The sequence below is a fragment of the Maritimimonas sp. 2405UD52-3 genome, assembly GCF_056591715.1.
In genome coordinates, this window is sequence record NZ_JBWQOL010000002.1 from 48,278 (window position 1) to 68,787 (window position 20,510).

Consider the following 20,510-nt stretch of genomic DNA (forward strand, 5'->3'; position numbering starts at 1 on the left):
AAAATTGTGTATGAAACTGACCACTGGAGTATTAATATAAAACCCCTATTTATTAAAGAGTTAAAAGGGTTGTTTGGCAATCTGTACCCAGAAAACAAAGAATATATTAAGGCAAGAAATTTTTATCGATTTTATTTACTTGTATACTTAACTCTATTCTTATTTTATTTAAATTTTTATTAGTGAAAACCAACCATAAAATAGTCACAGTTCTTTTTTTTAGTCTACTTGCCGCTTTACTCCTTTTAAGCAAGACGGATCGTAGCGTTTGTACTGTTTGTGGCGCTGAACGTTATACCACATATATCTTGAGTACAAAGGTTGAATTACTGAGTAAGAAAGAACATGATCCTTATGATTACTACAAGAAATGGCAAGCTCAATTTGGCAAGGAGCATACACCTCATCAATGGCTACTAATTAAGGAAAAGAATAAAGATATTATTAAGTGGATAGATAGCCTTTAGTTTATAGTTCCTGAAAATAAGTATCTTTAGAGTTCTTATACAATCAATCCCTTGGAAGCAGTCAATATCAACAACAAATTTTCGCTATTTACAGAACATTGGAGCCCTAAGATTATTGGGCAGCTAAACGGGCAAGATGTAAAACTTGCCAAATTAAAAGGAGAATTTGTATGGCATGACCATCAAGATGAAGACGAACTGTTTTATATCATTAAAGGTGAACTTCAACTTGAGTTTCGCGATAAAATCATAACACTTTCCGAAGGAGAAATGCTTATTATTCCAAAAGGTGTAGAACATAAACCTATTGCCAAAGAAGAAGTATGGGTATTGCTATTTGAACCTTCAAATATTAAACATACCGGCGACGTTCAACATAAGTATACCAAAGAATCATTTGATAAAATTTAGTAGTAAACAATGAAAAATAACATCAGAACTTTAACCGTTTTATTCTCTTTCTTACTTGTTATGGTTTCAATTCAAGGCCAAAATAGTGATACCACATCATTTAGCGAGGGGCCTTTTCCACAATTAATCATTCGCGGAGTAACACTTATTAATGGTAATGGTGCCCCACCGATCAGTCCTGTTGATATTGTAGTTGAAAATAATATTATAAAAGACATTAAAGTTGTTGGATATCCCGGAGTTAAAATTGATGAGAGTAAACGTCCAAAATTAAAATCTGGCGGAAAAGAATTGGATGCCACAGGTATGTATCTCTTACCAGGGTTTGTAGATATGCATGGGCATATTGGTGGCGTTCCTCAAGGAGCTGACTCTGATTATGTTTTTAAATTATGGATGGCACATGGCATTACCACTGTACGTGAACCCAGTGGCAGAGATATTGACTGGGCGCTTGATTTAAAAAAGAAAAGCGAGAGAAATGAAATTATAGCACCAAGAGTTATTGCATACACGGGTTTTGGGCAAGGCAGTAAAAAACCCATAAGTACTCCTGCAGAAGCACGCGAGTGGGTACGAAATAATGCAAAAAAAGGTGCAGACGGTATTAAATTTTTTGGTGCAGAACCTGAAATTATGAAAGCTGCATTAGATGAAAACAAAAAACTAGGTTTAGGATCAGCATGTCACCATGCACAAATGAGTGTAGCTCGTTGGAATGTATTGAATTCTGCCAGAGCAGGCTTAACCACCATGGAACACTGGTATGGATTGCCAGAAGCCCTATTTGATGATAAAACAGTACAACATTACCCTTTAGATTATAATTATAATAACGAGCAACATCGTTTTGAAGAAGCTGGTAAACTATGGCAACAAGCTGCAAAACCTTATTCTGAACACTGGAATAAGGTAATGAATGAATTACTAGAACTTGATTTTACTCTTGACCCAACTTTTAATATCTATGAAGCCAGTAGAGACCTACAAAGAGCAAGACGCGCAGAATGGCATGAAGAGTATACACTACCTTCTTTATGGAAGTTTTATCAACCTAGTAAAATTTCACATGGTTCTTATTGGCATTACTGGGGAACAGAACAGGAGATTGCCTGGAAAAAGAATTATAGTTTATGGATGACATTCATAAATGAATACAAAAACAGAGGCGGGCGAGTGACTGCAGGATCTGATTCAGGGTTTATTTTTCAATTGTATGGTTTCGCCTATATCAGAGAGTTGGAATTGTTACGAGAAGCTGGTTTTCATCCTTTAGAAGTAATTAGAGCAGCAACCTTAAATGGTGCTGAAGCATTAAAAATGGATAATAAAATTGGTTCTGTGCAAATAGGAAAACTTGCAGATTTTGTAATTGTAGAAGAAAACCCTTTGGTAAATCTAAAGGCATTATATGGTACAGGGGCTATAAAACTTACAGAAGACAATAAAGTGGTACGTGTTGGAGGCGTGAAGTATACCATTAAAGATGGTATTATTTATGATGCTAAAAAATTATTGAAAGATGTCAAAAGACAGGTTGATGAAGCCAAGAAAAAAGAAAATTTTAAAATCTTACAGCCCGGTATCAAAGACTAAAATAGTTTTGTCTCCTTGAGCGCAGTCTAAAGGGTGACAAAACATTTCAATTTGTTTCATAAAACAACACTAGTTTGTAATGATTTTTATTTAAGTCGTCTAAAACTGCAACTTAAAAGCTTAAATAATGATCAAAAAATATTTTCCTCTAGTCATTCGTATTATAGTAGCAGCTATTTTACTGCAGACACTCTATTTTAAATTTGGCGGGCACCCTGATAGTCTTTATATCTTTGAAAAAACAGGATTAGGTGATGCTGGAAGAATAGGTTCTGGTATTGCTGAGCTTATAGCCGCAATTCTAATACTAATCCCTAGGACTGCATGGGTAGGTGCCGCTTTAACGGTTGGTATTATATCTGGTGCTATTTTTATGCATTTAACCAAATTAGGTATAGAAATCAATGGTGATGGAGGTACTTTATTCGGCATGGCCGTTGTAGTTTTTGTGCTTTCACTCATTACATTACTAATTAATAGAAAAAGTATACCAATTATAGGTGAAAACCTGTAATTGGTTAATTTAACTTATATCAATACCGTTTTTCCATTATTTTTGAAAGTACTTGAAACCCCTTTATAAAAATGCTATGAATATATTAAAGGAAATTCAGGAGGAATTTTACCTCTCTACCTATAAAATTGATAACTTAGTTATTAAATACCTTATTAAACGCCTAGGTGTAAAAAGCAGTCAAACTATTGATGCCCTTGGTTTAAACGGTAAAAAAGCGTTTGAAAAAAGATTAGACCTATTGGTGCAGGTACGATCAATTTCAAAGACTAAAGAAAGAAAACTAGGTATTTACTCAAAATTATATCAAGCATTTGTACTCGGAAAACATCTAGAACCAGATGTTAGAGATTTTGCCTTTCTTGCTGATACCTATCCACAAAACAATAAGGATAAAGGTTCAAAGCTTATAGAAAACATATTAAGTGACTTCTTAATTGATGTTCAACAAATAGTTGAACGTTTATCTAAAATTCCAACGCTACGAATTGTAAGTGATAACAGAAAAAAGTTTGAGGAAGAAGTACAACTTTCTGTACTGTAAAAGTTCAAACGACATCTTATACTAAATTTAGTACTATTTTTGTGTTATGACGAAAGATACATTTCGCATAGCAGTGATGGCAGTGATTGTTAATGAGCAAAACCAAGTGCTTATTGGCTCATCACCGCGGGATGGTGGTTATAAATTCCCTCAAGGGGGATTAGATCCAGGTGAAAATGCCTTAGCAGGTGTAAAACGGGAACTCAGTGAAGAGTTAGGTCTTGATTTGCAAGATGATCATATAGATTATCTCTGTGAAGAAACCGTAGAATATGTATACCCACCTGAAGACCCCTATTATATTTATAAAGGTCAACGACTTTCTGTTGTAAAGATAACTTATAACGATGCTATGAAGTTAATACCTCAGGACGATGAGTTTGAAGAACTGCTGTGGATCAGACCTTCTGAACTCACTAATTTTGACATTGGCTTTAGAGGTAAAGCTTACTACAAAGCCTTACAATTGTGTAAGTTACTTTAGCATAGCAATCTGAAATTCAATATATTTAGGGTAAATAATCTGTCGTGAAGTTTGCCCTACCCCTTTTTATAATTTTAGACTTATTCCTATTTCATACTATCACAGCTCAAAATCAGAGAAAAATTGATAGTCTTTTTAACACTTATATAAAATCTGCACCAACAAAACTAAAAGTCTTTTTCTTACACGATGATTTTGACACTTCTTTATATAAGGATCCTGAAGAGGCAAAAATCTATGCACAAGAAATTCTAACTATCTCAAAAAATGCTAATTATAAGCTCGGAGTTGCCATTGGTCATAACCTTCTAGGAATTTATTATGATACTATGGAAAAAATGGATTCTGCAAGCTTCCATTATCAAAAATCGCATTATCAATATACTATTATTAAGAACTCTGACGGTATAGCAGCAACAATGCACAATATTGCCATCATAAAATTCACTGAAGGCAATTATAAGGAGGCTCTAGAATTAATTGATAAAAAAATCAAAATACAGCTCAATTCAAAAGACTTTGATCCAGCTGGTCTTGCTCAATCGCATAAGTTGAAAGGAACTGTATATTCTAGTAGAGGAGATTATAATTTGGCACTTAAAGAAACTCTAATTGCCCTCAGATCTTTTAACAATATGAATAATGAAATAGACAAAGCAGATGTCTTGAGGCAGCTAAGCACTATTGAATATTACCTAAAAAATCATGAAAAATCCATTGAGTATGCTCTAGAAGCGTTACCCATATACCGGTCAAAAAACGACTATATCTATGAAGCACTAGTACTTTCATATCTGGGAACTTCCTATTACGAATTAGAGAAATATGAGCAAGCATTAAAAGTGGTGACACAGAGTTTAAGGTTAATAGAGCAATCATCCAGTCCATCTGGCAAGGCAGATGCCTATAGACTTCTCGGAAAAGTACATATCAAAATGAATAACTTAAAAAAAGGATATAACTATTTACAAAAAAGCTTGATTCTTTTCGAAAAAACCGGATTATCCAACGAGATTTCATACGCATTGATAGATATTGCTAATGTATACAAAGAAACGAATAAACCTAAAGAAGCGTTATCCCAATTGAACAGAGGTATAGAACTTTCGAAAAATGCTGAAGATAAAAATCTTTTAAAATCAATTTTTGAGGCCAGAGCCGAAGTAAATGAAATTTTATTAAATAGCGAAGAAGCCTATAAAGACCTCAAAACAGCGACACTTTATAAGGATAGTATATTTAATTTAACAGCTTCAAATCAAATTGAAGAGCTTCGATCTATTTATGATACTGAAAATAAAGAAAATCAAATCACTATCTTAAAACAAAGAGAAAAAGTAGGTAGTTTGCAACGACTTTTAATGGGAATAGTGTTATTATTATCTGTTTTTGGATTTTATGCTTTACGACTCAAAATAAAGAGGAACAAGCTCGAAAAAGAAAAAATAGATGCTGAACTTGCTTTTAAAAGAAAAGAATTGACCACCCACGCCCTGAATCTTGCTCGTAAAAATGAGACCCTTGAAAACCTAAAACAGAAAGCCGAAGAACTTAAAGAAAAAGAAGCCACTAAAAATGGCTATCAGCAACTCATAACAACCATTAACTTTGATTTAAAAGATGATAATAACTGGGAAAACTTTAGTAGATACTTTCAAGAAGTACATAAAGATTTTAATAGTAAAATAAAACAAAAATTTCCAGACGTTACTTCCAATGAGTTACGATTAATGTCATTATTAAAAATGAATTTATCCTCTAAAGAAATAGCCAATATTCTGAATATTTCACAAGAAGGTATTAAAAAAGCGCGCTATAGATTGCGCAAGAAACTCGGTATTTCAACAGAAGATTCTTTGCAAGATCTGGTTCTCAATCTTTAGTACGAATGAAAAGGATAGTTTTATTCATATCGATTAGCATTTTTTTCTTTTATCAGGAGGCATTATCTCAAATCGAAAAAAACCTTGATAGCTTACTTCAAGTCTACCAGCTACAAAAAGAGGATACATTAAAAATAAAAACTGCTAATGCACTTTTTGAAGTTTATTATTGGACGAATCCTAATAAGGGCTTACAATTAGCGAAGAGCACCTTAAAATTAGCTCAAGAACTTAAGTATGATAATGGTATTGCCACTTCAACTAAGAATTTGGGCAGATACTTTAGTAGAAGGCATAATTTAGATTCGGCGGAGCATTATTTAAACAAATCTCTAAAGTATTACAGTTCGTTGAATGATAGTCATCAAACAGGGCTTGTAAAATATTACCTTATTAATATTCTATTTAAAAAGGGAAATTATGAGAAAGCACACCTTGAAATTGACAAAAACCTAGAATACTACAGCACCGTAAAAAAAGATTCAGCTGTACTTCTTAGACTACATAAGCTAAAAGCTAATGTATATATGCGGCAGACCAAATACGATTTAGGTATTGAAAATGCATTTACTGCCGTTGAGATTGCCAAAAAAACCAACGATCAAAGAGAATTGCTTGGCTGCTATACAACTATAGGAAATCTGTATAACTATATTATAGATGACGAAAATTCTATAAAATATCAGAAAAAAGCCCTTGAAATCGGCAGGAAATTGAATGACAAAGCAGCTATAGCAAACAATTTAAGTAATTTAGGGAATAGTCACTATTTTATAAAAGAATACGACAAATCTTTAAGTTATCTATTTGAAAGCTTGAAGATTAAAGAGGAATTAGAAAATTATGGTGGTATCGCAATAACCACATTCATTATCGGGCGATTGTATGTTGAAACCAACAGAGTAAATGAAGGTATTGAATACTTAAATCGTTCTATTCATTATTCTAAAAACATTGCAAAGACTCCTTTATCTCAGGTTTGGGGATTAAACGGGCTAACGACTGCTTATATAAAGCTCAATAAACCTTTACAAGCAATAATGCTTTCTAACCAGGCTATTAAAATAGCAGACTCTATTGGAAATATTGATGATCTCTATGTTGCCTATCAAAATAAAACAAATGCTTACAAATTAACAGGAAACTACAAATTAGCTCTAGAAAATCACATTAAGTATAAACAAGTCTATGATTCTGTTTATAATTTAAAAAAGAGTAAGGAAATTCAAAGCTTAACAAAAGAATTTGAAACCAAAGAAAAAGAGCAAGAAATTATACTACAGGAAAATGAAATAGCTTTACTTGAGCAAAAAGATAAGGCTAATAAATTGCAAAAAATATTATTAGGAGGTGGACTACTACTAAGTATAGGTATTGTTGGTTTTGGTTTCTATGGCTTTCGCCAAAAAATAAAACGTAAACAAATAGAAAAAGAAAAAGTAGATCGTGAATTAGCATACAAAAAGAGAGAATTGACAACACATGCTCTACATTTGGCTAAAAAGAATGAAGTTTTAGAAGGGTTAAAGCAAAAAGCAGAAGAGCTTAAACAAAATGAGACTTCAAAGAATGGCTATCAACAACTTATCAGAACCATCAATTTTGACTTAAAAGACAATAACAATTGGGAGAATTTCAGTAAATACTTTCAAGAAGTTCATAAAGATTTCAATAAAAATATAAAACGTAAATTTCCAAATGTCACTTCTAATGAATTGCGATTAATGTCCTTATTAAAGATGAACCTATCCTCTAAAGAAATTGCCAATATTCTAAATATTTCACAAGAAGGCATTAAAAAAGCACGCTATAGATTGCGTAAAAAATTGAATATCTCTACTGAAGAGTCCTTACAGGACTTAATTTTAAGCATCTAAAAATAAGATACTTAAATAGGTGTCCACCCTTTGTCCACCCTCTAAATTTTTATCATCTGATTTCCTAAGATATGTTTGTGTAGTCATGTAATTGACAAACCGTTTTGTGGTGTCTTGCGCTTACTCGGGCTGCAGACCTTTAAGGCGCAAGTTCACACAAAACAAAGTTTAACCACAAAACAAAACATCATGAACATTTTTAAAAAAAATCTAACAGTGCTATTCATATTAGTATTGACGTTAGTCAACTACTCATGTAGTAGCGAAGATGAATCTCCAACCGTAACAATAGAATCGGTATTATCAACTTCTAAATTTGCCTATCAAAACGCTAACAATGGAGATTGGATTTCGATAACCGAAGAAGAATATAATTTATTAGCAACTTCACTAAGTGATGTTACAAAAATTGGAACCTCCGATGAGCAATATGATTATGACAACCCGATCCTTGTAGCCTCATCATCTAATAATGGAATCTCATTTGCTAATAATAACGGCGTAACCATACCAGCAAATAACTACTGCTTTGCTTTTAAATATTATGTAGCCGATGGGCCAACATCCAATACTACCAAAGTGAAAATTTCTAGTACAGATGCTACTACCGGCTATGCTACTTTGGGCTCGGCACTTCCAGAAGAAGATCCAGCAGTAGTAGGCAATCGCTATTTTGTACTTAGAGGAAACGATACATCAGTAAACGAAGTTAGTTACTTAGCTATTTACTCATTATTAAATGTTGGTTTTAAAAGAAATCCAGACGACACCAGCTATAGTTATACCTTCAGCGAAAGTGAAACTATAGATCAAATTGTGAATAATAAAAAAACGATTATTCTATATCAAGGATTAAGTACTTCAGAAAAACAATGGGATTAAGGTCTTATTATTAAAGTTTAACCGCAAGACAAAACATCATGAACATTTTTAAAAAAAATCTAACAGTGCTAGTGATATTGGCATTGACGTTAGTCAACTATTCATGCAGTAGCGAAGATGAGTCTACAACCGTAACAATAGAATCGGTATTATCAACTTCAAAGATTACCTATCAAAACGCTAACATTGGTGATTGGATTCAAATTACGCAATCAGAATACGACTTATTGGCAAATTCATTAAATAATGTGTCTAGAGTGGGTACAACAGAAGAGCAATATAATTTTGAACCGAGAACATTTCAACAAGGCGATATAACTCTTGCCAATAATAATGGTGTAAATATACCACCTGATAGTTACGTTTTTGCTTTTAAATATCACACAATACGCCCTGAAGCTCCATCAATTGTGATTAAACAATCTTCAACAAGTGTTACCGAAGGCTATAGAGATATTGGTAATCCAATTCCCGAACATGAAGGTGATGGCAACCTTTATTTTGTCATTAAAGGTAGTAACCTTAAAACTACATCTGAAGGATTTTTAGCAGTGTATATTGGAAAAGGAAATTCTACCGGTATGAGAACTGATATAGCCGAAAGTATGACTGCTCGAAATAATGGAAATAGTAACTCGTTATTCCGCGTGTCTAATGGTTCTCTTCATTTATACCAGGGATTAAGTACTAACGAAAAACAATGGGATTAAAACTTAAGCCATGAAAACACATATTAATTTATTTAGAAATATAGGTCTGTTATTTGCTCTAATAGGCTTTATAAACTGCTCATCTGATGATATAGAAATAAATGCTCCGGCAGGTAATAACGGAGTTATTTCAAGATTAAATGTAACTCCACAAGGCAATATAACCGAAACTGAAAACGGTTTTATAGTAGATGGTAGTCTTAACATTGCAACTACATCTTCAGGAGATGTTGTTTTTAACAATGCCAACTTAGATGTGCAGTTCAATGATGACGGCTCTTTAATGAGTGTTAGTGGCACCAGTGAAATTCCACCCTCATCAAATTATTTTGAATTCGCAAATCCGGTTCAGGCAGATGTTGGTTTTTTTACCGGCAAGTTCTTAAATGAAAATAGAAACTATGAAATTCAATTGGTTGATGAACGCAACTATTTTGTATTTGCAATCTCAGTGGGTTTTGAATTGAGTCTCGGGGCAAACGATAACCCAGATGCTCATAAACCCTTATCAATTGAAGCTCCCATAGGTGGTCATATTGCCTATATTTCTGATTACACTGATCCTATGTTTTTCTTTTCTTTAGGAGGTGATGCACTAGGAGGTAATGATGAAGAGAATGATGACAACGATAGTAATAACGACAACAACAATGATGGAGATAATAACAATAATGGGGATAATAATAACAATGGAGATAATAATGACTCTAGCTCTAAGTTAGCTAGTGTAAGTTTTGGAGCCTCATTCAATTCCAATTTTACATTTGAACCAACAAACCCAGTTTCAGGAGAAGTTATTAGTTTCGACTCCAGTCTTGTTTTTGGTGGTACTGTTTCTTTCTTTAAGGTATTATCTGCTACCGGAATGTACTATCAAAATCAGGAGTTTGATGTGAATGCTAATTTCAATGAGCCCATGGAATCTGATTTTGGCATCGGTTACCGCGCCGGTATCAACGGAAAGTTAGATCTAGACTTAGAAATAGCGTCCTTTATTTCCTTTGGTTTCCCTATAGGTTCAGGAAGTGCCGCTGTAGTAGCAGAAGCCAGCACCAATAATGGCATTATTGCAAAGGCTTTTATTAATGGTCTAGTTGACCCCGATCTTTCATGGTGGCCAGATTTTATTCCTATAACACCAAGTGGTAATTTAAACGCTTATGGCTTTGTAGAACAAACCGGCAATTTTGATATTGGCCTATCTGGTGAATTGAAATTGGACACCCCCACAGGTGAGCAATCCATAGGTGGTGCACTACGTGCTACACCTCAAGCATTCACCATGGAAGGACAAGTAACCATAAACGACAAAACTTGGCAAGCAAATACAACTTTTACAAAAGATGAAACAAAGGTTGTTGCCACGCCACCTGAAAGTTTTACTGATGGCATTGCCGAAACCGTAACTGGTCAAATTGATGCTGCAATTGAAACTACAGAACAAGCCATTTCTGACCTTGAAGCCGCCAATGAAGCCTATGAATTTGAGTTGAGCCTAAGAGGTTTAAGAGCAGCTCTTCCTGGTATCATAAATAATGCAAACTCTGAAATAGACAAAGCCGTTTCTAACGCTGTTGAAAGTGGTGAAGCTCAGGCAAATACAATTCTTAGAGACTATACTGCCGCTTTGTGTAGCACAAATATTTCCAGTAAAGTTAATGATATTGTAGCGCCTTATAGAAATGCATTAAATAGACTAAAAAACGCCGTGAATGATTCTAATGATAACACACAAACGCGAATTGAAATTGAAGCAGCTTTAAGGCAACTAGTAAGTTTAGCTAACATTAACAAAACGGTTTCCGTAAAGATTACGTACGGGAATAAAGCAGTTAATAACCCCAGTCCAATACCAGATATAAGTAAATGTAGTATTTGGTCAGCTAGTACAAACCGTAACGTTAAAGTAAATGCCACGGTTTTAAATAATGAACAAAAAGCACAGTTAACAGAAGCCGCAGATAATGTAAAGTTTATTTCAGAGACACATGGCATTCGATTTGATGCTCAAGTAATCGTTGATAGGTTACCAACTGTTGAAGAACTTGAAAATTTGAAAGATGGAGCCGAAGCTTGCATTTCTGAGCTTACAGATGGTTTAGAAAAATCTGGCTTTACATTTTACTATGATAGCAAGAAGTTTGTACCATTTATTATTGTTAACGGTGAAGAAAAAGAGGTTAGTGATTTCAATATATTCAGCGGTGATGAAATGGTTAATCAAGCACGTATAAAAACAAACAGTTGCAACCCCGATGATGCTCTTAAACAATTGCAACAAAAAGCCAAAAATAGGCGTTGATTGGTTAATTATTTGAATTTGTATGAAAAAGCAAGCCTTAGTGCTTGCTTTTTTTTAGTTATAAATCTTTTGTCACTACCTTTAAAGTATTAAGAACAGTATCTTTATATAACTAAAAATATCTCTTTCATGAAGACTTCTCTTGGTTTGTTAATATTTATTTTTTTACTCTCTTTTCAAGTAGTTTATAGTCAAAATAAAGTAAAAATTGATAGTATTCTTAAAATTATTAACGAGACAAAGAGCGATACCATCAAGGCAAAAAATTACCTAGAGCTTTCGAACCTTACAATGTATAATGATCAAACAAGAACTTATGAATATCTCAAAAAAGCAGAGCAGCTTTATATAAAGACCAATAATGGTAAAGGAATAGCTAAGCTATATGCGCAAAAAGCTAATTATTATTATCGCCTTGGAAAAATAGATTCTGCAAGATATTATCTAGATAATTCGGTAGAAAAATCACTTCAAATGAAGGATACGCTTCGTGCTGCAGTAATACGACACAACATCGGAATACTAGATCATTACCAAGGAAATAGCGGTAGTGCTACCGAAATAATGAAAATCAATATTCCAATATTTAAAAAATATAAAGACACTTTACATTTGGCAAACGCATATCTTATGAAAGGCAAAATTGCAATTTCAGACGGTTATTACAATATTGCTCTTGAAGAAACATATAATGCATTAAAAATACATAGAGAAATAGCTGAGTATTTTAGAATTGCAGAAGACTTATTACAAGTTGGGTTGATATATCAAGCAACCGATGAACATCAAAAAGCTATTGATGTTTTTAAAGAAAGTATCGATTTTTATGACAAATTGAAAAGTGAACAAAGTAAGGCGCAAGTTTTAAATTACATGGCAGACTCTCAAACAAAATTAAAAAATTATGTAAAAGCAGAAGAAAATTTAAAAAAATCATTGTTAATATCAAAAGAACTGGCATACAATGCGAATATAGCCAGGGTATATGAAAATTGGGGGAAAGTAAAGTACATACAAGGAAATTACACTCAATCTATCAAATATTTTCAAGATAGTTACAATATTTGGAAAACCATTGGCTCTCCTAATAATGAAGCAAATCTTTTATATTTTTTAGGCAGATCCTATGCTTCTAAAAAAGAATATCCTGAAGCTATTAAGCATCTAAATCAGAGCATAAATGTTCAAAGTAGTGCAAACTATCCGAAAATACTTAGTGCAGTTTTTTTAGAGAAATCAATTATACAAGAAAACCTTGGAAAATATAAAGAAGCATTAATGAACTTCAAACAAAATAAAATACTTAATGATTCTATTTTTAATATTGAAAGAACAAAGGCAACTCAAGAGCTAAAAACAATTTATGAAACTGAAAAAAAGGAGCAACAAATAACGCTTCAAGAAAAAGAAATCACGGTTTTAGAACAAAAAGCAGAAATAAGTAATTTACAAAAATTGCTCTTAACACTTGGCCTTGGCTTGTCTTTGTTAATTTTTGGGTTAGGTTATTATGCCTTGCGTCAAAAAATGAAACGTAACAAACTTGAAAAAGAAAAACTAGATACTGAGCTAGCTTTTAAAAAGAAAGAATTAACAACACATGCTTTGCATTTAGCAAAAAAGAATGAAGTGTTAGAAGGCTTAAAACAAAAAGCAGAAACATTAAAAAATTCTGAAAACAATCAAAATGGTTACCAACAATTGATAAGAACGATTAATTTTGATTTGAAAGATGATAATAACTGGGAGCGTTTTAGCACCTATTTTCAAGAAGTACATAAAGATTTTAACAGTATTGTAAAGCAAAAATTTCCCGAAGTTACTACTAAGGAATTACGCTTAATTGCTTTATTAAAAATGAACTTGTCATCAAAAGAGATTGCTAATATTTTAAATATTTCTATGCCTGGTGTTAAAAAAGCTCGTCAACGATTACGCAAAAAAATGAAGCTTTCCACCCACGAATCCTTAGAAGATACCATTTTAGCAATCTAGCCGAGTACTATAAACACTCACTTTCTCAAACTATTTTCAAGGAGTATACCGTTTGTCTCCCCTAAAAATTTCACAACATCTTATGTCTACAATATGTTTGTTATGTCAATGAATTGACAAACCGTTTTGTGGTGTCTTGCGCTTACTCGGGCTGCAGACCTTTAACGCGCAAGATCACGCAAAACCAAGTTTAACCACAAAACATAATGTCATGAGCTTTTCTAAAAAAAAATACGGTTTCATTAATTTGATAAAGAACATTTTCAATAATCTAGTGATCATGCTCGCATTCATTTTTGTAATCTATAGCTGTAGTAAAGATGATAGTATTGAAACACCACCTAATGAAATTACTGAACTTATTGTTAGTCAGGGTGCTTCAGAAGATGATTTTGAAAAATTCTCTGGTGAGATTGGTGTTATTATTAATGCCAGAAACATTGCTAAAAAAGGTTACAAACCAACACAGGCTGTAGTAAATATAAATGCCGAAAATGGAAACTACTCGCAGACCATTCCTTTAGAAGATGTTTCTTTTATGGGCCAAATAAAAATACCCGTTGAAGGTCTTAGTAAAGACGCTTTAAATGAACTTAGTTTAGGTGTACCTATGTCAGCAGCGATTAAAGACGAGAATGGAAGCACTATATTTAACCAAGACATCTCAGCAGTTGTGTTTAGATCCAATCCAGAACCTATAGTGTTTAATGTTTCAAATTTAGAAGAGACTCAGGAAAACTTAGCTCTAGATTTGCGCGAAAACAAATCCTATTATATTCAAAAAGTTACTAGCGATGGACTACCAACAAATATGGCGATGGGTGCAAGCACTGGTGTCCACAAAAACATGATTGTTAGTTCTTCACTTTCATTTAATGGCGCAGAAGAGGATCGTAAGTTTGTAATGAATTTTATACCCATTCCAGGTGAGTTTAACACCTTTGCCATAAAAACGCAAGCAGAAAATAAATTCATAAGCCTAAAAGGAGTTGCTATAAATGGGCAAGCATTTATAGTTCCATACTTATCTAATTACAGGTCTTTAAGCGATGTTAGTAATAGTGGGGGATTATACAAATTTGTAATAGAGAAGGAAGAAGAAGGTATTTATACTATCACACCTCAAGGCTTATTTCCTTTAAAAGAAAGGCCTGGACTTGGTTTAATAGCACCAGGTATTCCTGGTCCTTCAGCTGAAATTGATGTACGTTGGAGAATAATTTCTAATAGCCTAAACTGGAGTGTGGAAGACATTGGCATTGCATCTTTAACACCCATATTATCAGAGCCCAATACAGATTTTGGAGCCAATAGCACCTTAACCAATTGCTCAAATGGTGAAATTACTCAAACTGTTGGACTAGATCAGAGTATAGCTATTACAAATACTGTTGGTTGGGAAGAGCGATTTTCGTTAACCGGATCAACATCAACAAGTGTTACTGCAGGAATTAGTGCAGAATTTGAAGCTGGTTTTTTTGGAAATACAGCTACTTATACTGCATCTCTCAGTGCAACAGTTGAAGCTAGTGTAAGCATTACCGATGAAGCAACAGAGTTTGGAGAAACTCAAGAAACTCTTGAAGAAACCATCTTTTTTGAGCGTAGCATTACTGTACCATCAGGAAGTGCCACATTAGTATACGATGTTGCTCAAATATATGATGATGCCAAAGTGCAATTTGTAAAACGCTTAAGGCTAAGAGCTACAGAATCGGGCAATGCTTTGTCTGGCGAAGAACTTAAATCTCAACTACTGTTTAGCAAATTTAGTGGTGTTGTTCAACAAATAGGTAGTGACTTTATTGATATTACGATTAAAGGAACCACCACTTTAGGCAAAGTTTTACAAACACAAACGACAGCACAAGATGTTCCTTCAGCTTGTAATTAAATAAAATTTGAATTCGTATAAAAAAGCAAGCTCTTAGCTTGCTTTTTTATAATGTAACTATAGAAAACTCTTGTCTCAAAGGATCAAGATTTTCTTTTAAAGACTCGATTAACCCATTTCCATATTCAAGGTAATACTCAGAAAAATTACGCAGACGTTCTTCTAGACTTTGGCTGGGAAATAATTCGTCTTGTAATTTTTTAATTCTATCTGTTAATTCCTGGTGCTTTCTTTTTTCAGCTTTTAGTAAACGCTTTTCGAGGTTATCAAGTCCGTTGAGCTGTTTTTTCGTTTGCGCTTTTACAGCACCAATAAATGATTTGTCAGTTTGTAGCGCTATTTTTTCTAATTCAGAGAACTGATCTTTTAAAAATTGTTTTTGCTTGCTAAAGTCAATTTCAAGTTTAGAAACTTCTTTTATTTTCTTATTAATTAAGTCATTTTGTTTTAGGAAAATCTCCTCTTGAGAAATATTTAATTTATCTAATTGTTGTACTTGTTTTTCTGATTGCAACAACACTGAATCGCGCAATAATAAAATTGGAAATGGCACCTCAGCTGCATTAAAATATGATTTTAGCTCAAACCAGTAAGCTAATTCTCCACCTCCACCTATATAGCCTAAATTAGGCAAGATCACTTCCTGATATAAGGGTCTTAACAGTGCATTAGGGCTAAACCGTTCCGGCACCTCATAGAGGTGCTTTATTATCTCACTCTTGCTGAAAACAATATCAGTGTTATTTATACTATAAGTTTCACCTACTGAAATGATGCGCTCTCTTAAATCATCAGTTAAATAAAATAGATTTATTTCACGAGGGTTCACTTGAATCTTATAGTTCGGTTCAAGTTCAAACATCGTTTCTGAAACTTTTTGATGACTCGTTTTATTTAATAACTCATCCTCTACAAATGGTGCAAAGAGCCTTTTTAGTTCTTTGTCATCTCCATCAACAATTACCAGTCCAAATTCAGCAAATAATTCATTGGCAATATAGCGCGTAGCATCTGTTAAATTCGTATGCTCTAAGTACCCTTTTTTAAAGAGTTCTTTTAGGTAAGAAGCATTTTCTGTAATGGGTAGTGCTTTTGAAAATTCTTCAAAAATGTTATCCATTCGTTGTGTTGACAATCGTCCAACTGCTCCGTTACAATCTCTGTTCCATTGAATTTTCTTTCCTTTAAAATTGAAAAAATTAATTTCTTCAAAATCATGATCTTCAGAAGCCATCCAATAAATAGGCACAAAATGATTTTCGGGAAACTCTTTTTTTAATTTCTCTGATAGATTGATAGTAGAAATGATCTTATACAGAAAATAAAGAGGACCCGTAAATAGATTTAGTTGATGACCTGTGGTAATCGTAAATGTATTTTCATTTGCTAAAGCATCAATATTCTGTTTTGTCTTAACCGATGACTTTACGCTCTGATATTGTTTTTTTAAGGCCTTAACTAAGATAGTTCTCGACTCCGCTCGAACCGACAGGCGTTTTTCTTCTATCTGTCTTTTGAAGCCAGAGAGGTCAGGATAATTATTGTAGAAAGGTTTAATTGTTTCTTTTCTATCTAAATAGTCACAAATAGTTTTTGAAAAATAACCAGTTTGTTGAAAAGGTAAAGTGAATAGCTTTTTTTTACAGTCTTCGTCAACCATTTGTATATATTTGGCAAGCTAAAAATACTAAAATTAAGACATCAGCCGAACCTAGAGGAAACAACTAACAATATTTTAACTAAACTGGTATTGCTTGAAGGTCAAAATCGCCAGCACCCGTGATCTTGACATTTACAAATTGGCCAATTTGCACATAATGCTCTCTTGCATCTACAATCACATCATTATCAACATCGGGTGAATCAAATTCAGTACGACCAAAGAAATAATTCCCCTCTTTTCTATCGAAAATACACTTGTAAGTACTACCAATTTTTTCCTGATTCAGCTCCCATGAAATCTGACTTTGAATTTCCATAATCTCAGATACACGTTGTTTTTTCACTTCTTCCGGAACATCATCTTCTAAGTTTGCAGCATGTGTATTTTCTTCATGTGAATACGCAAAAGCTCCCAAACGGTCAAAACGTGTATCAATCACCCACCGTTTTAATTCTTCAAAAATGGCATCGGTTTCACCGGGATAACCAACAATTAAAGTGGTACGAATAGCCATATCAGGAACCGCTTCTCTAAATTGCGTTAAGAGTTTGTTTGTTTTTTCAAAAGTGGTACCCCTACGCATAGATTTTAAAATATCAGTATTGATATGTTGTAATGGAATGTCGAGATAATTGCAAACTTTTGGTTCATTTTTCATGACCTCCAATACGTCTAATGGAAATCCGGTTGGAAACGCATAATGTAAACGAATCCATTCAATACCATTTATCTTTACCAATTCTTTTAATAAGTCAGCGAGGGCACGCTTCTTATAGATATCTAGTCCATAATATGTTAAATCCTGTGCAATTAGAATTAATTCTTTAATCCCTTTTTCAGCAAGTTTTGTTGCTTCAGTAATTAATTCTTCAATAGGAGTAGATTTATGTTTACCGCGCATTAAAGGAATAGCACAAAACGAGCAGGGCCTGTCGCACCCTTCTGCAATTTTTAAATAAGCATAGTGCTTTGGTGTGGTAGTTAGTCGTTCACCCAATAATTCATGCTTATAATCAGCTTCCAAAACTTTTAATAAGTTTGGCAAATCATGTGTACCAAAGTATTGATCTACATCAGGTATTTCTTTTTCCAAATCAGGTTTATACCGTTCACTTAGACAACCCGTAACAAACACCTTATCCACCTCACCTTTTTCCTTTTTGTGTGCATAATGTAAAATAGTATTGACCGATTCTTCTTTTGCTTTACCTATAAATCCGCAAGTGTTGATAACTACAATATTACCATCATCTTGTGCATCTTCATGAACCACATCTTTACCATTAGCTTTGAGTTGTCCCATTAATACCTCAGAATCATAAATATTCTTTGAGCATCCTAAGGTAACAACGTTAATTTTATTTTGTTTGGTGGACTTGGTTCTCATAGGTATAAATTAAAAATGGATTCCTGCCTACGCAGGAATGACAAAATTATTTGAAAAAGGAATCTACAAATTCATGCTTGTTAAAAACCTGAAGGTCATCAATCCCCTCACCTACACCAATATATTTTACCGGAATTTGAAACTGATCTGAAATACCAATCACAACACCACCTTTGGCAGTACCATCTAGCTTAGTGACAGCTAGCGAAGTTACTTCTGTAGCTTTTGTAAATTGTTTGGCTTGTTCAAAAGCATTTTGCCCTGTAGAACCATCTAATACTAGCAAAACATCATGTGGTGCATCTGCAATGGTCTTTTGCATGACACGCTTAATCTTGGTTAACTCGTTCATTAAATTCACCTTATTATGTAAACGACCTGCTGTATCTATAATTACCACATCTGCATCTTGATTCACTGCAGATTGTACTGTATCAAAAGCCACTGAAGCTGGGTCAGACCCCATTTTTTGCTTTATAATAGGCACATCAACTCTATCTGCCCATACTTGTAACTGGTCAATAGCCGCAGCTCTAAAAGTATCACCTGCACCCAAGACAACTTTTAATCCTTGTTTTTTGAACTGAGATGCCAGTTTGCCAATGGTAGTTGTCTTCCCTACCCCATTAACACCAACCACCATAATAACATATGGTTTTTTATCTCTAGGAACAGTAAATTCAGTTTCTTCACCTATATTGGTCTCAGAAAGTAATCCTGCAATTTCTTCGCGCAGTATTTTATTTAACTCATCAGTACCTAAATATTTATCGCGTGCAACACGTGCTTCAATGCGTTCAATAATTTTTAAAGTTGTGGCAACACCTACATCTGAAGCCACCAATACTTCTTCCAGATTATCTAATACGTCATCATCTACCTTAGATTTACCTGCTACAGCCTTTGAAAGTTTTCCAAAAAACGAAGCATTACTTTTTTCTAATCCTTTGTCTAAAGTTTCCTTTTTGTCTTTTGAAAATATGTTTTTAAATAAACTCATATGTCATGTTTATTTGTTTAATTGTTTATCTGTTTAAATTTTGCGTTAGGGATTGAGGTATTTGTTGGAACTCTTTTGAAAAGCTGAACTATGTTTAGCTTGATAAAAAGTGACTACCGAAAGCCTGACCCCGAGTACTCAGGAAACGCCCTAAAACAAGGCAAAAATATAAAAAAGAAAAGCTACTTTCAACAGTATGAAAGTAGCTTCAATATTTTGATGTGCAAACGATTATTTGTTGAAAAACTCGTTTACCTTAGATGGATCCATAATTGACTCAACAAATGTATAAGCACCTGTTTTAGGAGACTTAACCATTTTTATAGCCTTTGTTAATCTTTTTGAGCCTGTCTGTAACGATGCTACTGCCTTCTTTGCCATGTCTAACTTATCTTATCTGAAATTTTTTGACAAAAATTTCTAATTATTTAATTTCTTTATGAACAGTCATTTTCTTCAAGATAGGATTGAATTTTTTTAATTCCATTCTATCTGGAGTATTCTTTTTATTCTTTGTAGTAATATATCTTGATGTACCTGGCATACCACTGTTTTTATGCTCAGTACATTCTAAGATTACCTGAATTCTATTACCTCTCTTTGCCATTTGATCTTATTTTTTTAAGAAACCTTTTTCTCTAGCTTCTTTAATTACAGCAGAAATACCTTTTTTATTAATATTCTTTAATGCAGAAGCAGATACTTTTAAGGTAATCCATTTATCTTCTTCAGGAAGATAAAAACGCTTCTTCATTAAATTGGCGTCAAATTTACGCTTCGTCTTATTCATGGCGTGAGAAACATTGTTTCCAACCATGGCTTTTTTTCCGGTTAACTCACAAACTCTTGACATTTCTTGACGGTTTAAATTGTTGTTTTGAAACGAGGTGCAAAAATAACA

19 protein-coding genes are annotated in these 20,510 nt (G+C 33.5%); 13 read left to right on the forward strand and 6 right to left on the reverse strand.

Translation table 11 applies throughout. From position 1 onward, the window contains the following. Positions 1 to 182: 182 nt before the first annotated feature. The 13 genes from AC1EU5_RS04330 (at position 183) to AC1EU5_RS04390 (ending at position 15,559) form a co-directional block, all read left to right on the forward strand. Positions 183 to 467: a hypothetical protein gene (locus AC1EU5_RS04330; protein ID WP_480191135.1), complete on the forward strand. Its 285-nt coding sequence runs from the start codon at positions 183 to 185 to the stop codon at positions 465 to 467. Positions 468 to 518: 51 nt separating this feature from the next. Continuing rightward, entirely contained in the window at positions 519 to 878 is a 360-nt protein-coding gene (locus tag AC1EU5_RS04335; RefSeq protein ID WP_480191136.1) for a cupin domain-containing protein, read from the forward strand. A gap of 60 nt (positions 879 to 938) precedes the next feature. Next, the gene (locus AC1EU5_RS04340) at positions 939 to 2,474 is read left to right on the forward strand and encodes an amidohydrolase family protein (RefSeq protein WP_480191829.1); all 1,536 of its coding nucleotides are present in this window, start codon (positions 939 to 941) and stop codon (positions 2,472 to 2,474) included. A gap of 127 nt (positions 2,475 to 2,601) precedes the next feature. Further along, positions 2,602 to 2,988, forward strand: a complete 387-nt coding sequence (locus AC1EU5_RS04345) for a DoxX family membrane protein (protein ID WP_480191137.1) — start codon at positions 2,602 to 2,604, stop codon at positions 2,986 to 2,988. 76 nt (positions 2,989 to 3,064) lie between these two features. Then, positions 3,065 to 3,532, forward strand: a complete 468-nt coding sequence (locus AC1EU5_RS04350) for a hypothetical protein (RefSeq protein WP_480191138.1) — start codon at positions 3,065 to 3,067, stop codon at positions 3,530 to 3,532. A 46-nt stretch (positions 3,533 to 3,578) separates the two neighbouring features. Continuing rightward, entirely contained in the window at positions 3,579 to 4,016 is a 438-nt protein-coding gene (locus tag AC1EU5_RS04355) for an NUDIX hydrolase (RefSeq protein WP_480191139.1), read from the forward strand. A 44-nt stretch (positions 4,017 to 4,060) separates the two neighbouring features. Further along, positions 4,061 to 5,899 (forward strand): tetratricopeptide repeat protein, encoded by a 1,839-nt coding sequence (locus tag AC1EU5_RS04360; RefSeq protein ID WP_480191140.1) that lies wholly within the window; start codon positions 4,061 to 4,063, stop codon positions 5,897 to 5,899. 5 nt (positions 5,900 to 5,904) lie between these two features. Next, a complete protein-coding gene (locus AC1EU5_RS04365; RefSeq protein ID WP_480191141.1) occupies positions 5,905 to 7,776 on the forward strand; it encodes a tetratricopeptide repeat protein in 1,872 nt (623 codons plus the stop codon). 189 nt (positions 7,777 to 7,965) lie between these two features. Continuing rightward, entirely contained in the window at positions 7,966 to 8,658 is a 693-nt protein-coding gene (locus AC1EU5_RS04370; protein WP_480191142.1) for a hypothetical protein, read from the forward strand. 38 nt (positions 8,659 to 8,696) lie between these two features. Next, a complete protein-coding gene (locus AC1EU5_RS04375; RefSeq protein WP_480191143.1) occupies positions 8,697 to 9,368 on the forward strand; it encodes a hypothetical protein in 672 nt (223 codons plus the stop codon). Between the two features lie 10 nt (positions 9,369 to 9,378). Continuing rightward, positions 9,379 to 11,670: a hypothetical protein gene (locus AC1EU5_RS04380; protein WP_480191144.1), complete on the forward strand. Its 2,292-nt coding sequence runs from the start codon at positions 9,379 to 9,381 to the stop codon at positions 11,668 to 11,670. A 129-nt stretch (positions 11,671 to 11,799) separates the two neighbouring features. Further along, on the forward strand, positions 11,800 to 13,665 hold the full coding sequence (locus tag AC1EU5_RS04385; protein ID WP_480191145.1) for a tetratricopeptide repeat protein: 1,866 nt from the start codon (positions 11,800 to 11,802) through the stop codon (positions 13,663 to 13,665). 280 nt (positions 13,666 to 13,945) lie between these two features. Next, positions 13,946 to 15,559 (forward strand): hypothetical protein, encoded by a 1,614-nt coding sequence (locus AC1EU5_RS04390; RefSeq protein ID WP_480191146.1) that lies wholly within the window; start codon positions 13,946 to 13,948, stop codon positions 15,557 to 15,559. A 46-nt stretch (positions 15,560 to 15,605) separates the two neighbouring features. Here AC1EU5_RS04390 and bshC read toward each other — a convergent pair whose 3' ends face one another. The 6 genes from bshC to rpmB form a co-directional block, all read right to left on the reverse strand. Next, positions 15,606 to 17,219, reverse strand: a complete 1,614-nt coding sequence (gene bshC / locus AC1EU5_RS04395; protein ID WP_480191147.1) for a bacillithiol biosynthesis cysteine-adding enzyme BshC — start codon at positions 17,217 to 17,219, stop codon at positions 15,606 to 15,608. 79 nt (positions 17,220 to 17,298) lie between these two features. After that, on the reverse strand, positions 17,299 to 18,609 hold the full coding sequence (rimO, locus tag AC1EU5_RS04400; protein ID WP_480191148.1) for a 30S ribosomal protein S12 methylthiotransferase RimO: 1,311 nt from the start codon (positions 18,607 to 18,609) through the stop codon (positions 17,299 to 17,301). A 46-nt stretch (positions 18,610 to 18,655) separates the two neighbouring features. Further along, positions 18,656 to 19,609, reverse strand: a complete 954-nt coding sequence (gene ftsY, locus AC1EU5_RS04405) for a signal recognition particle-docking protein FtsY (protein WP_480191149.1) — start codon at positions 19,607 to 19,609, stop codon at positions 18,656 to 18,658. 231 nt (positions 19,610 to 19,840) lie between these two features. Continuing rightward, positions 19,841 to 19,990 carry a DUF4295 domain-containing protein gene (locus tag AC1EU5_RS04410; RefSeq protein ID WP_480191150.1) on the reverse strand — a complete coding sequence of 50 codons (150 nt, stop codon included), beginning with the start codon at positions 19,988 to 19,990 and terminating at the stop codon, positions 19,841 to 19,843. A gap of 43 nt (positions 19,991 to 20,033) precedes the next feature. Continuing rightward, a complete protein-coding gene (gene rpmG / locus AC1EU5_RS04415; RefSeq protein WP_480191151.1) occupies positions 20,034 to 20,216 on the reverse strand; it encodes a 50S ribosomal protein L33 in 183 nt (60 codons plus the stop codon). 6 nt (positions 20,217 to 20,222) lie between these two features. Next, entirely contained in the window at positions 20,223 to 20,462 is a 240-nt protein-coding gene (gene rpmB, locus AC1EU5_RS04420; protein ID WP_480191152.1) for a 50S ribosomal protein L28, read from the reverse strand. Positions 20,463 to 20,510 lie beyond the last annotated feature (48 nt).

Excerpts from the sequence above, each read along its gene's own strand:
- AC1EU5_RS04370 (WP_480191142.1), top strand. The coding sequence starts at position 7,966 with ATGAACATTTTTAAAAAAAATCTAACAGTGCTATTCATATTAGTATTG.
- AC1EU5_RS04355 (WP_480191139.1), top strand. The coding sequence starts at position 3,579 with ATGACGAAAGATACATTTCGCATAGCAGTGATGGCAGTGATTGTTAAT.
- bshC (WP_480191147.1), bottom strand. The coding sequence starts at position 17,219 with ATGGTTGACGAAGACTGTAAAAAAAAGCTATTCACTTTACCTTTTCAA.
- AC1EU5_RS04340 (WP_480191829.1), top strand. The coding sequence starts at position 939 with ATGGTTTCAATTCAAGGCCAAAATAGTGATACCACATCATTTAGCGAG.
- ftsY (WP_480191149.1), bottom strand. The coding sequence starts at position 19,609 with ATGAGTTTATTTAAAAACATATTTTCAAAAGACAAAAAGGAAACTTTA.
- AC1EU5_RS04390 (WP_480191146.1), top strand. The coding sequence starts at position 13,946 with ATGCTCGCATTCATTTTTGTAATCTATAGCTGTAGTAAAGATGATAGT.
- rpmG (WP_480191151.1), bottom strand. The coding sequence starts at position 20,216 with ATGGCAAAGAGAGGTAATAGAATTCAGGTAATCTTAGAATGTACTGAG.
- AC1EU5_RS04380 (WP_480191144.1), top strand. The coding sequence starts at position 9,379 with ATGAAAACACATATTAATTTATTTAGAAATATAGGTCTGTTATTTGCT.
- AC1EU5_RS04345 (WP_480191137.1), top strand. The coding sequence starts at position 2,602 with ATGATCAAAAAATATTTTCCTCTAGTCATTCGTATTATAGTAGCAGCT.
- rimO (WP_480191148.1), bottom strand. The coding sequence starts at position 18,609 with ATGAGAACCAAGTCCACCAAACAAAATAAAATTAACGTTGTTACCTTA.
- AC1EU5_RS04365 (WP_480191141.1), top strand. The coding sequence starts at position 5,905 with ATGAAAAGGATAGTTTTATTCATATCGATTAGCATTTTTTTCTTTTAT.
- AC1EU5_RS04375 (WP_480191143.1), top strand. The coding sequence starts at position 8,697 with ATGAACATTTTTAAAAAAAATCTAACAGTGCTAGTGATATTGGCATTG.
- rpmB (WP_480191152.1), bottom strand. The coding sequence starts at position 20,462 with ATGTCAAGAGTTTGTGAGTTAACCGGAAAAAAAGCCATGGTTGGAAAC.
- AC1EU5_RS04410 (WP_480191150.1), bottom strand. The coding sequence starts at position 19,990 with ATGGCAAAGAAGGCAGTAGCATCGTTACAGACAGGCTCAAAAAGATTA.
- AC1EU5_RS04385 (WP_480191145.1), top strand. The coding sequence starts at position 11,800 with ATGAAGACTTCTCTTGGTTTGTTAATATTTATTTTTTTACTCTCTTTT.
- AC1EU5_RS04350 (WP_480191138.1), top strand. The coding sequence starts at position 3,065 with ATGAATATATTAAAGGAAATTCAGGAGGAATTTTACCTCTCTACCTAT.